This is a genomic window from Desulfobotulus mexicanus (assembly GCF_006175995.1).
Classification (GTDB): Bacteria; Desulfobacterota; Desulfobacteria; order Desulfobacterales; family ASO4-4; genus Desulfobotulus; species Desulfobotulus mexicanus.
The window spans coordinates 76218-89754 of record NZ_VDMB01000005.1 but is presented as its reverse complement, the minus strand read 5'-3'; the positions used below and the strand labels follow the sequence as shown (position 1 = coordinate 89754).

Below are 13537 nucleotides of genomic sequence, written 5' to 3'. Positions count from 1 at the left end.
TACACAGGCTGTTTGTAAGTGACATTTCAATCGTTTTCGTCACGATCAAACGACCTGTGTGCCTATAGATATTCTTAACGAAATGTCAGAACCGCCTCCCGCACTCTGCGGCAGATGGCATCCGCATCCAGAGTGGTATGGCAGCGGTTTCTGTAGATTCCTTTTCCCGCCACAAAAACATCCCGGATATCATTGCGGCCTGCCGCATATACCACCTGAGAAAATGGATTATAAAGGGGGGTCATGTGGGGCTTATCCGTATCCATCAGAATAATATCCGCCTGCTTTCCCTCTTCAAGGGAGCCTGTTATCTCATCAAGACCCAGGCATTTTGCCCCGTCTATGGTGGCCATACGCAGAATGGTACCGGCATCCATAAGGGTTGGATCTGCCGAAGTCACCTTGTGTATCAGGGCGGCACTGCGCATTTCCGAAAGCATGTTCAGATCATTGTTGGATGCAGCTCCGTCTGTGCCAATGCCTACGGTAATTCCTGCCTTCAAAAAAGCAGGCACAGGGGCAATGCCCGATGCCAGTTTCATATTACTCTGGGGATTGTGCGCTACAGAGCTTCCCTTCATGGCAAAAAGCTCAATATCCGCTTCATCCATCTTCACACAATGGGCAGCAAGGGTCCTTTGGGACAAAAGGCCAAGATCTGCCAGATGGGCAACAGGACTTTTGCCATACGTCTTTTTAATGGTTTCTGTTTCAGCAGCAGTTTCAGCCAGATGGATGACAAAGGGCAGATTGTGGGTTTCGGCCATGTCAAAGGCACGGGAAAGCAGCTCCGGCGCACAAAGGTATGGAGAATGGGGTTTAAGGGCAATGGTAATGCGGGGGTGATACTTCCATCGGCCTATCATTTCCTCGACATGAAGAAAGCCCTTTTCTATGGGACCATAGCAGGGAGAGGGAAAATCATAGAGAACCTCGCCCACCACGGCCCGCATACCTGCCGTATCTGCGGCTTCTGCCACGGCATTTTCAAAGAGATACATGTCACAGAAGGTGGTGGTGCCGGAAGCCATCATTTCAAGGCAGGCCAGTTCGGCACCCAGACGGACAAGCTCAGGAGTCAGCCTGGCCTCAGCAGGAAAAATATGATCCTCCAGCCAGCGCATCAGGGGAAGGTCATCGGCCAGACCTCTAAAAAGGGTCATGGAAGCATGGGTATGCACATTGACAAAACCCGGAAGGATGACCCCTCCCCTGGCATCCACTTTTTCCCGAGCCTCTATATGGGAAAGATCTTCAGCTTTTCCAACGGCCAGGATGCTTTCACCACTGATGGCAAGGGAGCCTTTTTCAAAAACCGTATTTTCCGGGTCCATGGTAAGAATCCAGCCATTTTCAATGAGTATATCCGCCTGCATCAGAGGGCCTCCACCAGAAGGGTCAGGAGTTTTTCCAAGCGCAGAGATGCCCTGTCCGCTTCCTCCATGATGGATTCAAGGGTGGCAATCTGAGGCCTGTCCGGGTCATTTATGTTGGTGATGGTGGAAATACCGGCAACCCTCATGCCCAGATGCCTTGCGCTAATTACTTCCATTACCGTGGACATGCCCACGGCATGACCGCCTATGGTTTTTAAAAAACGAATTTCCGCAGGGGTTTCAAAGCTGGGCCCTTTCAGGCCCACGTAAACACCCTCCCGCAGGGTAAATCCCGAAGCAGAGGCAAGCTTTTTTATAAGCTCTGCCATGGCCGGATCATAGGCTGCGGACATATCCGGAAAACGGGGGCCCCAGGCATTGTTATTTTCACCCACAAGGGGATTTTCTCCGGTGAGATTGATGTGATCCCGGATGCTCATGAGATCCCCCACCTCAAAATCAGGACCAATGCCTCCGGCGGCATTGGTGAGAATAAGGGTTTTGACCCTCATTTCATGGAAAACCCTTATGGGAAAGGCAATTTCCTCAGGGCTGTATCCCTCATAAAGATGAAAACGCCCCCGCATCACCGCCACATTTTTTCCGCCAAGGCGTCCCAGAACCAGCTCTCCTGCGTGGCCGCTGACCGTGGATATGGGAAATTCAGGAATAAGCCCATAGGGAATCCTTATTTCATCTTCAAGGGTTCCCGTACTTTTACCAAGCCCCGTACCTGTCATTATAAGAATTTCAGGCCGGATATCGCAGCGTTCTTTAATGTACGCCACTGCCTTATCTGTTTTATCGTAAAAACCCATTATGACCTGCCTGTATATTCGATTGAAGCAATATGGCTTTTATCGAGCCAAAAAGGTTATAGACAGCAACTTCGTAACTGTTCAGCACTATTTATTCTGAAATTCCAATGCTGCAATTGCAGCAGCTTCGTACTGTTGCAAGGCACCCTGACTGTTTGCATGTGACGTTGCAATCGTTTCGGATCAGAGCTTTGCAGGCCTGTGCGAAAGAAGCGGCAAACTGTCTGAGCCGCCACAAAGGCAGCGTACTAAGGCCTGCTATGGTAATAAAAAAGCGCATTCTGCCTGTGGCGGGGAGTTTTTGCCGCTTCCGCAGAGGGCAAGAAGCTCCCGAAAAAGATTGCGTCACAGGCAAATAGCCTGGGTACCTGTGCATCTGTCTGGCAGCTATGGTACTTGGAAAATTGTGCTGAACAATTACGCAACTTCTTTTATTGAGGAAACAGATTTTAATTTTAAAAAAGTTTGATTTTAGTTTCAAAAACCCATTCCGCTGGGCCTCTTTTATGTAAATGGCCGGAACGCTCATCCCATTCCACCGCAAGGCTGCCTCCGGGAAGGATTATTTCAGCCTTTCTTTCGCTTCTGCCGGTGAGTACCCCCGCCACAAGAACGGCACAGGCTCCGGTACCGCAGGCCAGGGTGACTCCGGCTCCCCGCTCCCAAACCCGGACCCGCATTTTTTCCCTTGAGAGAACCTCAACAAATTCCACATTGGTTTTTTCAGGAAAAGCAGGGTGCTTTTCCACCAGAGGCCCCCATACTTCCAGGGGAATATCATCTATTTTATCCATAAAAATAACGGCATGGGGATTTCCCATGGATACAGGCGTTACCTGAAAAGCCTGATCCAGAACCTTGAGGGGTACTTCAATGGCTTCACTTGTTGGCCATATAAAAGGAATTTCTTCAGGCATAAGCCTTGGAGGCCCCATATCCACACGAACACTTGTGACCAGATCTTCCCCGTCATTTTCCAGAAGACAGACCACAGGTCCGGAAGCCGTTTCAATGGTCATTATTTTCTGACGAAGAATAGTCTTTTCATAAACGTAGCGTGCAAAGCAGCGGATGCCATTTCCACACATTCCAGCCTCTGATCCATCGGAGTTATAGATGGCAAAGCCCAGATCACAGGAGGTGGAAGGAAGAATAAGTATCAACCCGTCAGCACCAATGCCAAAATGCCGGTCACAGATTTTTACTGCCAGCTCTCCGTAGGATAATTTTTCGGCAATGCTGCCATTTCTGTCATCTGCCAGAAGAAAATCATTCCCCAGACCATGCATTTTGGTAAGGGCTATCTCCATGGTTTCTCCTTATTTACCGGGATAATGGGGGGACCGATGGGGCAGGCCAAAGCCGGATAATCATAAATTCTTCCTTCAAAATTGGCTACCCGTATCCATCCATTTCCATCCATATCACAGAAAGTGTCCGGATGCAGCCCTACTTTGCCTCCGCCTCCGGGCAGATCAATCATATAGGGTGGAACAGCCATGCCCGAAACATGTCCCTTGATTCTGCGATAAATTTCAAGACCCTTCTGCACATCCATGCGGAAGGGAAGGATGCCTGCCACAGGATCGGGATGATGAAGATAATAGGGACGTACCCGGATGGACATGAGTTTTCTGAAAAGAGAAGTCAAAATATTTTTATCATCATTGACACCTTTAAGCAAAACGGACTGGCAGCCCACAGGAATACCCGCATCCACAAGAAGACCACAGGCCTTAGTGCTTTCTTCCGTAATCTCAGATGGATGATTGAAGTGGGTATTAACAAAAAGGGGCGCATGGGAACGAAGCATTTTTACCAGTTCAGGCGTGATGCGGCAGGGCAGGGTGCAGGGCATGCGGGTATGGATGCGAAGGGTTTCCACATGGGGGATGCGCCGCAGTGCCGTTAGAAGATCGTCAAGTCCTGCATCGGAAAGCATGAGGGGATCTCCCCCGGAAAGGATCACATCTTTAATTTCAGGATGCCCTTCCAGATAGGCAAGGGCTGCTTTTTTATCGAAAATATTTTTTTCCCCCAGATCCCGTTTGCGCATGCAGTGCCTGCAGAAAAGGGCACATTCCGAAGATACGGCCAGAATCACCCGGTCCGGGTAGCGGTGAAAAACACCGGGAACAGGAGACTGGATTTCTTCGCAGAGTCCGTCGGGGAGAAGCCAGGGCAGATCCTCCAGCTCCTCCTTCCGGGGGACGGCCTGCAGAAAAAGCGGAAGACCGTTTTTCTTTATCAGATCCATATAATAGGGATTGATGCGTGCAGGATAGCGCCTTGTCACAGATGCAAGCTCTTCTGCATCCAGATTCAGGGCAAAGGCAATTTCTTCCGGTGTTTCTGCGCTGTCCCGCAGGATGTTTTTCCAGTCTGTATGGGAAAAAAAGCTCACTTATTTCTGCCTGAAATGAAAGAGGTGATTTTAAGAATGCACCATAAAAATCCGGTTCCGGGACTTTCCCGGATGGCATGGCTGTTGTAGCCATTTGCGGTCAAAAAGAAAAGGCCCTGTTCTTAAGGGCCTTTTCATATGGGCAGATTTTTATGGGGGAGATATCTGCCTTTTTAGAAATTATTCAGTATCGTTTTACAAATACCATAGCTGTAAGACATATGCGCAGGCCCCAAGCTATTTGCCCGTGACGCAATCTTATTCGGGAGCTTCTTGCCCTGTGCGGAAGCGGCAAAAACTCGCCGCCACAGTCAGGATAAACTTTTTGATTACCATGGCAGGCTTTAAGCACGCTGACTCTGTGGCGGCTCAGACAGTTTGCCGCTTCTTTCGCACAGGCCTTCAAAGCTCTGATCCGAAACGATTGCAACGTCACTTGCAAATAGCCACGGAGCCTTGCAGCATACGAAGCTGCTGCAATTACAGCATTGGCAGTTCGGAATAAACTGTGCTGAATAATTACTCTTTTTAAGGAATAAAAAACTGATTTCTACCGGAGTGGAGGGCGACTCCGGCAGAAGGGAGCATCAGTTTTCTACCTGAATGGCAATCTTTTTGGGTTTTTTCTCCTCAGGCTTGGGGACCTCAAGGCGCAGAATGCCGTTTTGGAAATTCGCCTTGATCTGTTCATGGTTCACATCCACGGGCAGGGTGAAGGCTCTGTGAAAGCGACCTATAATTCTTTCTCTCCGATAATAATGGTCTTCTTCCACTTCCCGGATTTCCTTGCGCTCACCCTTAAGGGAAAGGACATTGTTTTCCACTTCCACAGTGATGTCGTCACGGGTCACACCGGGAAGTTCTGCTTCAAGCACAATGGCTGTTTCCGTTTCAAAGATGTCCACGGAAGGACGCCACGCACCCATGGCATTTTCATCTATATCCCTGGCCTTGTTAAAGGCATCATCAAACATGCGGTTAATGCGGTCCTGCAGAGAAGCAACATTGCGGAAGGGTTCCCATCTTACCAGTGTCATAATGCCACCTCCTTTAAGATATTGATTAAGGCTTTTTTTATCTTTATTGTTTCACTCAATATAAACTTTAATCCTATCATGCCTTGCATGATTTTTGTTTTTAATAATTTTAATTACAAGATGTTTTGTCAAGATACCTGCAATAAAATTTTTAATACTTCTTTTATCTATCTTATATGAAAGAGCCTTTTTTTTACCATGGCAAGATCTTTTTATGGCTCATAATTTAAGCACAGTGAAAAAGGTGTCAAGGGGACTTTTTTGCAAAATTTTCTTCAAAAGCCTATGGTGAAGATGTGAAACAGGCATATTGAGATCCATCGCCAGCCTGGGTGTCTGTACATCTGCCTGGCAGACATGGTCCCTGGCAGAGCGGTACTGATTTATGACAGGAGCTGATATGGAAACCTTTTTTACCTCCCCCTGCCTTGTGGTGGTGGATGTGCAGCAGCGCCTTCTTGCAGCCATGGATGATACCCAAAATCTTGTGGATCGTTGTTCAAGGCTCATCCGGGGTGCAAAGCTTCTCCATATGCCCCTTTGTTTTTTTGATCAGAACCCTCAGGGGCTGGGTCCTGTGCTGCCGGAGCTGCGGCTTCTGGCCAGTGATGCCCCCCTGTTCACCAAACAGCATTTTGGCGGGCACAGACATACTGAATTCCGGAACTGGCTTGCGGAGAATCATATCATGGATATTCTGATCTGTGGTATTGAAGCCCATGTATGTGTGGCCCAGACCGCCATGGGGCTTGCGGGCGATGGCTTCCGGGTCCATGTGGCCATGGACGGAGTCTCTTCCCGAAAACCGGCAGATAAAGAGGCAGGACTGCTGCGCATGCAGGCCTTCGGGGTTTTTCCAGCCTGCGTGGAAGGCCTGCTTTTTGAAGCCATGGGCCGGGCAGATGTGCCGGAATTTAAAGATTTCCTTGAGATTGTGAAGTGAAGTTTATAAGATAAGATATTTTTTGTTCCAAAGGGGCGTTTTTAATACCATCCCGCTTGGCGGGAGTTACTTTTTTAAAAACGCATAATCCGTTGTATCCATTTGCAAAAAAGGTAAGCATTTGATCCGAGCCATTTTCGTTAAACTGACAGACCGTATTTTTGGAAAGGGTAAAGCCAAGGGCCGTCCGGAAACCACAGCCGAACCGCTGGTATCTTTATCTCCGGATAAGGCGGCAAGGGACCGCCTGCCCTCTGAACCCATCAGGGAAAAAACAAAAAAAAGCAAAAGCCCTGAAGATGCAAGGCAAAACCGGGATGAGACTGCTTCAGGAAAGGTAAAAAAGCCCCAGAAGCAGGAAGGGGCCATGGCGGAAGAAATTCCTCCTTGGTTGCTTGAGAATTTTGATATTTCCGAAAGTGAAGGCAAAACCCGTTTCCATGATCTCGGGCTTCCGGCCAAACTGATGCGGGGCATCCATGAGCTTGGGTTTCAGTACTGTACCCCCATTCAGGCGGATATTCTCCCCGGAACCCTGGAAGGCAGAGACGCCACAGGCAAAGCCCAGACCGGTACAGGCAAAAGTGCGGCCTTTCTTCTGGCCATCTATGCCCAGCTCTTGAAAAACCCTAAGGACAACCGCAGACCCGGTGTACCCAGAGCCCTCATACTGGCCCCCACCCGGGAGCTGGCCCTTCAGATTGAGCAGGATGCAAAGGATCTGGGTAAATACACACCCATTAAAATTGCCGCCATCTTCGGTGGCATGGGCTACGAGCATCAAAAACGTATTCTTGCGGAAAAGGTTATAGATATTGTTGTGGCAACACCGGGCCGTCTGCTGGACTTTAAAAAGCAGGGCCTGATACGCCTTTACAAGGTGGAAATCCTTGTCATTGACGAGGCAGACCGTATGCTGGACATGGGTTTTATTCCCGATGTCAAACAGATTGTCTATGAAACCCCCCGTAAGGAGCAGCGACAGACCCTGTTTTTCAGTGCCACCCTTTCCGATGATGTCATGCGCCTTTCCCGGCAGTGGACCCTGGATCCGGTGAATGTGGAAATCGAACCCGATGTCATTGCCACGGAAAATGTGGACCGTAAAAATTACATTGTCACCGCAGATCAGAAATTCGCCCTTCTCTGGAACATCATCACCCGCCAGAATCTGGAAAGGGTCATGGTTTTCACCAACAGAAAAAGCGAAGCCCGTACCCTGAGTGAACGCCTGCAACGCTACAACATTTCCTGCTCCATGATCACAGGGGACGTTCCCCAGAACAAGCGCATCCGTGCCCTTGATGACTTTAAAAAGGGTGCTTTCCGGGTGCTGGTGGCAACGGATGTGGCGGCAAGGGGAATTCACATAGACGGCATCAGCCATGTGGTGAACTACAATCTTTCCCAGGATCCGGAACAGTTTGTCCACCGCATCGGCCGCACGGGCCGTGCCGGAGCTTCTGGCATATCCATCAGCTTTGCCGATGAGGATGATTCCTTTTATATTCCTGCCATAGAGGAATATATAGGCGAACCCTTTGAATGCCACTATCCCGAAGATGCGGACCTTGAGCTTCCTCCGCCGCCACCGAAAAAAACACTCCCCCGCAGAGAGTCCGGAGCAGAGGGCAAAGAGCCATCTTCCAGACCTCAGCGCAAGCGGCGTCCTACACGCAGAAACACGGCCACGGCAGGGGAGGAAGGTACTTCGTCCCCAAAGCCTCCTGAAGCCAAAAAGTCAGAACCTTTGGATAATGCAGAAGCTCCTGCCCCGAAAAAAAGGCGCAGACGCCGGAGAAAGCCTGCGGGCTCCCGTCCGGAAGGAGCTCTACCCGAAGGTCGCAGTTCCAGAGGCCCGGAAAGCACAGAATAAATGAATCTGACTACCAATATCTTTGAGCCATACGATGTTTATGGACTGGCAAGAACTGCAACAGCAGGCTGTGGCTGAGTCATGGTAGAAATCAATTAAAAAAATGCCATTCACCGGGCCGGAATCCAGATGGGGCTCCGGCCCTTTTGTATCAGCAAGGAAAGGAGATGCCATGCATTTTGTCATCATAGGGGGCGATGCCGCAGGCATGAGTGCTGCCAGCCGCGCCCGTCGCAATGCACCGGACATGAAAATCACCGTACTCGAAATGACGCAAGACATCTCCTACAGCGCCTGCTCCATGCCCTATGTCCTTGCCGATGAAGAGGGAGACATGGATGCCCTCATTATTCGGGCTCCTGCCGTATTCCGGGAAAAACACGGTATTGATCTGCGTCTGGGCCATAAAGTGGAAGACATTGACCCCGAAGCCCGCAGGGTTTCAGGGAGGGATTCCGAAGGCAGAAATTTTGAAGTATTTTTTGACAAATTGCTCATTGCCACAGGATCTGCGGCCAACATGCCCCTCATCCCCGGTCATAACCTGCCCCATGTTTTTGTACTGAAAAGTCTCGATGACGGGCGAAGGGTGCAGGCTTATATTGCGGAAAAAAAAATCAAAAAGGCCGCCATCATAGGAGCAGGCTATATAGGACTTGAAATGTGCGAGGCCCTTACGGAAAGGGGAATCACCGTACAATTGATCCGCAATGCTCCTGAAATGCTTCCCTGGCTGGCTCCGGAGCTTTCCCTTGTTGTGGAAAAGGCCCTCGGAGAAAAGGGTGTTCTCATAAATAATGGCTGTACCACGGAGCGCATTGAGGCCCATGGCAGCAGGCTGGATATCTGCTGCAAAGAAGCCTGTTTTGATGCGGAGATGGTACTCATGGCCATTGGAGTGCGTCCCTCAAGCTTACTTGCAAAAAATGCCGGTCTGGAACTGGGTGCCGCTGGTGCCATTGCCGTGAACCGCAGCCTACAGACCAGCCATCCGGATATTTATGCAGCCGGTGACTGTGCCGATGCCTATCATGTGGTAACCGGGGAAAAGGCTTGGATACCCATGGCCCTGACCGCTAACCGGGCCGGATGGGCCGTGGCCGACCACATCACCGGAAAACCCGTGCGCATGGAAGGGGTGGCCGGAACCGGTGTTTTCAAAATTTTTGATGTGGAAGTGGCCCGAACCGGCCTGACGGTTCAGGATGCAGAAAAAGCAGGATTTGATCCTGTGGAGGTTGTGGTAAAATCCTACTCCAGAGCCAAAACCGTTGCAGGCTCCATGCCCGTCTGGGTGCAGATGGTGGGGGACAGGCAGAGCGGCAGACTCCTTGGGGTTTCCATGGTGGGCAAAGACAATGAGGCCCGCCGCATCAATGCGGCAGCCGTGGCCCTCCATGCCAGAATGCGGGTGGTGGACTTCAGTACTGCAGATCTGGCCTATGCACCACCCTTCAGTCCGGTCTGGGATCCTTTGCTGGTGGCGGCCAATCAGCTGCTGAAAAAACTGTAGGTGCTGAATAAAATACGAAGGTAATTATTCAGCACAGTTTAATCTGAACTGTCAATGCTGTAATTGCAGCAGCTTCGTACTGTTGCAAGGCTCCGTGGCTATTTGCAAGTGACATTGCAATCGTTTCGGATCAGAGCTTTGCAGACCTGTGCGAAAGAAGCGGCAAACTGTCTGAGCCGCCACAAAGGCAGCGTGCTGAAGCCTGCCATGGTAATCAAAAAGCGCCTCCTGCCTGTGGCGGCGAGTTTTTGCCGGTTCCGCACAGGGCAAAAAGCTTCCGAATAAGATTGCGTCACAGGCAAATAGCCTGGGTGCCTATGCAACTGCGTGACAGATGTGGTCTTTAGAAAATAGTGATGAATAATTACGGAACCAGAAAAAAAGCAGGAGGAACATGTTCAGGGAAGGTCAGGAAGTTTTCTGGGTAAAAAGTCTCACTTCAATGCGTAACGCCGCCAAAACAGGGCCTACGGTCATCATAAAAATTGAGGACCGCTGGCTGTATCTGGAAAATGGTCACAGGGTGAACATGGAAACCGGAGAGGCAGAATACAAAAGGGGGTTGACACCGGGCCGCTGCTACCTTTCCGAAGAAAGCTACAGAAAGGAGCAGCAGACACTGGAAGCCTGGCAGAAACTCAAAAAAGATTTGCAGGCCAGCGGACTTGTCCCCATGGGTGTTACCCTTGAAGGCATTGAAAAGGCAAGGGAGCTTCTGGGGCTTGGACCAAAATCTTCATGGACAGATAACTCTCTATAAATTCTGCTTAAAGCAGCCTACTCCTTTTCATCAACAAAGGATTTTTCCGGATATTTTCCAGTAATACCACTGTAAAAGGCACGGATGGCTTCCATATCCGCTGCCATATCCCCGGAAGGATGCAGCAGCATGCCCATGCCTCCTTTTTTTCTTGCATAATCCAGATATCCAAGACCTATGGGCACATTTGCCCCGGCTGCAATATGATAAAATCCCGTTTTCCATTGGGATACCCTGCTGCGGGTTCCGGATGGCGGGATAATCAGCACCATTTTTTCCGATTTTGCAAAAATTTCCACGGCCTGCTCCACGGTGTTGCCCCTCTGACTCCGATCCACGGGAACCAGCCCCATCCATTTCAGAATAAAACCCATGGGTTTTTCCGTAATCTCCTTTTTCCCCATCATATACACCTTCAGCCTCAATTTCAGGGCCAGAAGAAGGGTCCAGAAATAATCCCAGTTGGAGGTATGGGGAGCGGCTATCATCACCAGTTTTTTTTCTTCTTCGGGTACATCACCCTCTATTTTCCAACCGAAAACCCAGAGTGTAAAACTGGCCATAAGCCATAAAATCGTATTGATAACAGGCATGTCAAAGACGGTAGTTTTTTGTACTTTCATGTTTTTAATGGCTTTCATTGCGGGTCATTATGAGTGAAAAAAAGATCTCCTGCAAAAATGCAGGTCTGCTTGTCCTGTCCAAACGTGGGTAACATAGGGAAAGGCGGAAGGGAAAACAAGTCGCATGCAAGGAAATATGGCCGCATTGATAAGTGAGAAATGGCCTGCACTTATCTTTGTAGAAAGTATCTTATGTGTTTGAATTCCATTTTTTTACATGCTATCCCATGCAGGCTTTTCATTTGCAGAGGCTTATCCCTGCCTTTTTTTATGGATAGCATTTTTTTTCAGACAGCCTGTGTGCCTTCTTCTGTCAATAGAAACTAAGCCTGATCTGGCCTCTGCCACAGGATTTTCCAAGGAGTTTTTAATGATTCATCTGAATCGGATTTCACGCCATCATGGTAATCAGGTATTGTTTGACAATGCCAGCCTGCAGATTCTTCCCGGAACCCGTACCGGCCTTGTAGGGCCTAACGGTGCCGGAAAAACCACCATCTTCCGCCTGATCATGGGGGAAGAAATGCCCGATGGCGGAGACATTTCCCGGAGCCTTAAAATCCGCATCGGCTATTTTTCCCAGGATGTGGGAGACATGGCAGGACGCAGCGCACTGGAAGAAGTGATGGCAGCGGTGGGGGATGTGGTTTCCTTAGGAGAAAATATCAGAAAAATGGAAGCATCCATGGCGGAACCCATGGATGAGAATGCTCTGGCTGAACTTCTGGAACGCTACGGCGAGGCGGTGGAAAGCTTTGAACATCAGGGCGGTTATGAACTGGAATCCCGCGCCCAGAGTGTGCTCACTGGCCTTGGCATAGGTCCCGATGCCTATCACCGGCCCGTGGAAGCCTTCAGTGGCGGGTGGAAGATGCGCATAGCCTTAGCAAAAATACTCACCACCAACCCGGATGTGCTGCTTCTGGACGAACCCACCAACCATCTGGATCTGGAATCCATTCTCTGGCTTGAAAACTGGCTGGCTTCCACCTTTAAGGGTGCCCTGCTCATGACCTGCCATGATCAGGAATTCATGAACAGCATTGTCTCCCGCATCATTGAAGTCGGCAACGGCGGGGCCACCACCTACACCGGCAATTATGATTTTTTTATAAAGGAAAGGGAAATCCGGCGGGAACAGCTGGAATCCAGCTTCAAGCGTCAGCAGGACATGCTGGCCAAGGAAGAGGAGTTCATAGCCAAATTTGCAGCCAGAGCCTCCCATGCGGCACAGGTGCAGTCCAGGGTGAAAAAACTGGAAAAAATCGAACGCATTGTACTTCCGCCGGACCAGAAAAAAATCCGTTTTACCTTTGAGACACCGCCCCGGTCCGGAGACGATGTGGTTACCATGGAAAACCTCGGCAAAACCTGGCAGACGCCCGAAGGGGGAGAGCACTCGGTTTTTGGCGGTATATCCGGGATGATACACAGGGGAGACAAAGTAGCTGTGGTTGGGGTGAACGGTGCGGGCAAATCCACCTTTTTACAGGTACTGGCCCAAAGGACCGAGCCCAGCGCGGGAAGGGTTACCATAGGAGCCAATGTGCACGCAGGCTATTTCAGCCAGCATTCCATGGACATTCTCAACCCTGAAAAAAGCGTGCTGGATACGGTTCAGGACGTTCTTCCCACCGCAGGACTGGGGGTGATCCGCAACCTCTGCGCTGCCTTTCTCTTTCAGGGGGATGATGTTTACAAAAGGATAGACAAGCTCTCCGGTGGAGAAAAAAGCCGGGTGGTTCTGGCTACCCTGCTGGCCCGGCCCTTAAATTTCCTCATCCTCGATGAGCCAACCAACCATCTGGACATTCAGTCACGGGAGGTACTGCTGGACGCCCTGCAGGCCTTTGAGGGAACGGTGCTCATTGTCAGCCATGACCGCCACTTTCTCCGCTCCCTTGTGAGCCGGGTTTTTGAAATCGACCATGGCCGCATGATTCCCTACGAAGGCAGCTATGACTATTATCTGAGAAAGCAGATGGCGCTGCAGGCGGGGAGTGTTTAAGCTTCTTGCCGTGCTCTGGCCTTTGCCTGGCCTTCAGGACAGACGGAGGCCAGGTCCAGAAGACAGATCCGTTCCGGATAATCAAAAAGCTTCTTTTTACATTTACCATGATGGCATTCTATAACTCCATTTTACATACAAACAGCGGGGCACCTGTCCGACAGGGCGAGCTCAGGAAA

General features: G+C 50.1%; 11 protein-coding genes. 5 read left to right on the top strand and 6 right to left on the bottom strand.

The genetic code is table 11. From position 1 onward, the window contains the following. Positions 1–74 precede the first annotated feature (74 nt). From FIM25_RS05770 to FIM25_RS05750, 5 genes are all read right to left on the bottom strand, one after another. Entirely contained in the window at positions 75–1376 is a 1302-nt protein-coding gene (locus FIM25_RS05770) for an amidohydrolase family protein (protein ID WP_139447226.1), read from the bottom strand. Further along, on the bottom strand, positions 1376–2194 hold the full coding sequence (locus FIM25_RS05765) for a purine-nucleoside phosphorylase (RefSeq protein WP_139447224.1): 819 nt from the start codon (positions 2192–2194) through the stop codon (positions 1376–1378). Before FIM25_RS05765 ends, FIM25_RS05770 begins: the two co-directional genes overlap by 1 nt. 455 nt (positions 2195–2649) lie before the next feature. Continuing rightward, positions 2650–3504 carry a diaminopimelate epimerase gene (dapF, locus tag FIM25_RS05760; RefSeq protein ID WP_139447222.1) on the bottom strand — a complete coding sequence of 285 codons (855 nt, stop codon included), beginning with the start codon at positions 3502–3504 and terminating at the stop codon, positions 2650–2652. Next, positions 3495–4598 carry a KamA family radical SAM protein gene (locus tag FIM25_RS05755; RefSeq protein ID WP_139447220.1) on the bottom strand — a complete coding sequence of 368 codons (1104 nt, stop codon included), beginning with the start codon at positions 4596–4598 and terminating at the stop codon, positions 3495–3497. Before FIM25_RS05755 ends, dapF begins: the two co-directional genes overlap by 10 nt. 587 nt (positions 4599–5185) lie before the next feature. Continuing rightward, positions 5186–5635 carry an Hsp20/alpha crystallin family protein gene (locus FIM25_RS05750; protein ID WP_139447218.1) on the bottom strand — a complete coding sequence of 150 codons (450 nt, stop codon included), beginning with the start codon at positions 5633–5635 and terminating at the stop codon, positions 5186–5188. Positions 5636–6035: 400 nt separating this feature from the next. Here FIM25_RS05750 and FIM25_RS05745 point away from each other — a divergent pair, with 400 nt between their 5' ends. The 4 genes from FIM25_RS05745 to FIM25_RS05730 all read left to right on the top strand — a co-directional run bounded on the left by FIM25_RS05745 (position 6036) and on the right by FIM25_RS05730 (position 10727). Beyond that, on the top strand, positions 6036–6578 hold the full coding sequence (locus FIM25_RS05745; protein WP_179953189.1) for an isochorismatase family protein: 543 nt from the start codon (positions 6036–6038) through the stop codon (positions 6576–6578). A 121-nt stretch (positions 6579–6699) separates the two neighbouring features. Beyond that, a complete protein-coding gene (locus FIM25_RS05740; protein WP_218961301.1) occupies positions 6700–8454 on the top strand; it encodes a DEAD/DEAH box helicase in 1755 nt (584 codons plus the stop codon). 172 nt (positions 8455–8626) lie between these two features. Beyond that, entirely contained in the window at positions 8627–9967 is a 1341-nt protein-coding gene (locus FIM25_RS05735) for an FAD-dependent oxidoreductase (protein ID WP_139447214.1), read from the top strand. Between the two features lie 394 nt (positions 9968–10361). After that, complete coding sequence (locus tag FIM25_RS05730) at positions 10362–10727, top strand: beta barrel domain-containing protein (RefSeq protein ID WP_139447212.1); 366 nt, start codon at positions 10362–10364, stop codon at positions 10725–10727. Positions 10728–10744: 17 nt separating this feature from the next. Here FIM25_RS05730 and FIM25_RS05725 read toward each other — a convergent pair whose 3' ends face one another. Then, positions 10745–11368 carry a 1-acyl-sn-glycerol-3-phosphate acyltransferase gene (locus tag FIM25_RS05725; RefSeq protein ID WP_218961300.1) on the bottom strand — a complete coding sequence of 208 codons (624 nt, stop codon included), beginning with the start codon at positions 11366–11368 and terminating at the stop codon, positions 10745–10747. A gap of 352 nt (positions 11369–11720) precedes the next feature. Here FIM25_RS05725 and FIM25_RS05720 point away from each other — a divergent pair, with 352 nt between their 5' ends. Next, complete coding sequence (locus FIM25_RS05720; protein WP_139447208.1) at positions 11721–13358, top strand: ABC-F family ATP-binding cassette domain-containing protein; 1638 nt, start codon at positions 11721–11723, stop codon at positions 13356–13358. The last annotated feature ends 179 nt before the right edge of the window (positions 13359–13537 follow it).

Coding starts and splice junctions, on each gene's coding strand:
- FIM25_RS05765 (WP_139447224.1), bottom strand. CDS start 2,194: ATGGGTTTTTACGATAAAACAGATAAGGCAGTGGCGTACATTAAAGAA.
- FIM25_RS05720 (WP_139447208.1), top strand. CDS start 11,721: ATGATTCATCTGAATCGGATTTCACGCCATCATGGTAATCAGGTATTG.
- FIM25_RS05735 (WP_139447214.1), top strand. CDS start 8,627: ATGCATTTTGTCATCATAGGGGGCGATGCCGCAGGCATGAGTGCTGCC.
- FIM25_RS05750 (WP_139447218.1), bottom strand. CDS start 5,635: ATGACACTGGTAAGATGGGAACCCTTCCGCAATGTTGCTTCTCTGCAG.
- FIM25_RS05770 (WP_139447226.1), bottom strand. CDS start 1,376: ATGCAGGCGGATATACTCATTGAAAATGGCTGGATTCTTACCATGGAC.
- FIM25_RS05745 (WP_179953189.1), top strand. CDS start 6,036: ATGGAAACCTTTTTTACCTCCCCCTGCCTTGTGGTGGTGGATGTGCAG.
- dapF (WP_139447222.1), bottom strand. CDS start 3,504: ATGGAGATAGCCCTTACCAAAATGCATGGTCTGGGGAATGATTTTCTT.
- FIM25_RS05730 (WP_139447212.1), top strand. CDS start 10,362: ATGTTCAGGGAAGGTCAGGAAGTTTTCTGGGTAAAAAGTCTCACTTCA.
- FIM25_RS05725 (WP_218961300.1), bottom strand. CDS start 11,368: ATGAAAGCCATTAAAAACATGAAAGTACAAAAAACTACCGTCTTTGAC.